Raw genomic sequence first — 2,141 nt, 5'->3', positions numbered from 1 at the left:
CTTCTGTGCTTATCCATAAAGATTCCCTGGCTTTCATAAAAAATTTCCTGCAGATAATCATTCATTTCATCTACCTGGATTACAAATGTAAAACGAATATCCTTCTTTTTTTCTTCTCTGCTCATCTCATTGATCCAGAACTCTGCAAATTTATCATTTAACAACAAAACATCATTTCTATCCATATCTGTAATATCTATAAGCGCCCAGATATTCACCTGATTATTTCTATTTTTCTTGAAAAAACTTACTTTTCCTTTTTCGTCCAGTTCATATTCTGACTTTTTTTGGTACTGGTTATGTAAAAGCCCTTTGTGAACCTCCCACGACTGAAGTCGCGTGCTTCCAGACGCTTTAGGCGTCAGACTGAATATCGGCGGATACGCCTATAACTTAGGTGCGCAGTTATGCGCATTTCCCATGCCGGATATGGCTGGTTCCCACATTACAGGTAGTCCGCTGTATATCTGCCTGTATCTATTCTACTTTTAAGAGTTCCATTTCTGAATGGAGTTTTCTCAGATCTGCATAGACACATGAGGTTCTACGCTTTACAGGAGGGACTTTTGCCTCCAGTAAAGACCTTTCCGTTGCCGGAATGGGTTTTAAAAGTTCTCTGATAAAATATCTCGCTCCTATATTACAGGCTGCTGACAGGTCACAATTATATCGTTTTCCTGTCTGGAAAGTACAGAGGCTGTGATTTTCCCAATCACGTGTTACCGCTCCGGAACCATCATAAGCCAGTCTGCTGGTATTCCATGCGCAGATCCTGGATACCCGCATCCCTTTCCTGTGTGCCTGATGTCCACAGCGCCTCTGTATATCCCGCTTTCTCCACAGGTGCAGTTTCTGTTTTTTCTTTCCCGATATCTTCCCCTGCATCTCCAGATACTCGAACACGATCACATCTGCATGGTTTTCTTCCGCATATCTTACAATCGCACCTGCAGTCTTTTTTCCAAGTTCCGTGTTCAGACGTTTCGTATATGCCCATCTTCCCTGTGTCTGCGCAGAGCCATGTTCCCTCTGGGATCTGCGGATCCGTCCCAGTGTGCGGTACATCCGGTCTTTTTCACTGGGATGATCTATGAATCTTCTTCCCAGGACAGTTCCGTCTGCCCGCATGATGGTACAGACTGCATCGGTATTGATCCCTAAGTCCACGCTGCAGATAACCTGTTCTTTCACAGGTTTTTTGGTAAGTGTTACTTCTTCTGTATAGGAAAAACGCAAAAAGTACTTCCGGTGTCTCTTTTCCAGAGTCGGGGCAGATGCCTTTTTCCCTGACCAGTATCTTCTCAGATGTTCCATATCTGTATGCTCCAGACGTACACAGGACCATTTCCAGTCATGACCGTCATAGAGTTTCAGGTATGCTTCGTCTTTCCCTTCCACTCCTTCACGGTACATGACATCACGGTAGAAAACCGGCATGGCGTGATTTTCATATACAAGCTTTGGTTTCCCGCTCTTTCCGTCTGTCTTTTCCCATAGATCCAGCCGTGTTTTATAAGAGGATACTGTCCCCAGTGCATGCTGGATGGCAGATCTGCGCAGATAGGAAGGCATCTTTGGGAACCGGATATCAAAATCAAAACAGGCATGATTTTTCTTCGTAGTATGTACCAGATGTTCTGCAGCATTAAAACGCCTCTTTGCATCCGGGATTTCTGCTAATTCTTCCCATACCTGCACATAAATTCCAATCAGATAGCTGACAGCAGCACGATAAATCTCCAGTGTCTGGCGGATCGGGATATTCTGTTTTCGTAATTCTACACCATAACTGGATATTATCTGCATTTTTATTTCTCCCTGATAACTCTTTTCTCAGATTCTGTTGTTTTTTCTACTATCCATGGCTATATTTTAGCACATATAGTGCCATAAGTAAACATGTGTTCTTTCTTTGGGTAAAAAATTTGCGCGTCTAACTCATCACTAAAATAACGAGAATGCGACGCGCAGTTATTCAATCGCATCATTCCCACTGCTATTCGTCCAACATTTCCAACAGGAATATACTGCTGCTAAAAAAACATCTGTCAAAAGCAACATTTAAAACAGAAAACACCCTCTGATTCCGGAAAGCCATTTTCGATTTTTTCTCATCATCCCATAAACATATAGAGGATTTT

The 2,141-nt window shown here is 42.6% G+C and carries 2 protein-coding genes; both read right to left on the bottom strand.

Annotated features, from left to right (window positions below):
• Window positions 1–185: hypothetical protein (locus tag GPK58_RS12475; RefSeq protein WP_215638734.1), on the bottom strand; the 185-nt coding region annotated here is incomplete at its 3' end.
• A gap of 292 nt (window positions 186–477) precedes the next feature.
• Window positions 478–1,806 carry an IS200/IS605 family element transposase accessory protein TnpB gene (locus GPK58_RS12470; RefSeq protein ID WP_129976248.1) on the bottom strand — a complete coding sequence of 443 codons (1,329 nt, stop codon included), beginning with the start codon at window positions 1,804–1,806 and terminating at the stop codon, window positions 478–480.
• Window positions 1,807–2,141 lie beyond the last annotated feature (335 nt).

Source organism: Blautia sp. MCC270 (assembly GCF_018785605.1).
GTDB classification, from domain to species: Bacteria; Bacillota; Clostridia; order Lachnospirales; family Lachnospiraceae; genus Blautia_A; species Blautia_A fusiformis.
Note: the sequence above shows the minus strand (reverse complement) of the source record. Positions and strands in the feature narration are given on the sequence as shown.

Bases quoted from the DNA above. Each gene is read 5' to 3' on its own strand.
- GPK58_RS12470 (WP_129976248.1), bottom strand. From the start codon at position 1,806: ATGCAGATAATATCCAGTTATGGTGTAGAATTACGAAAACAGAATATC.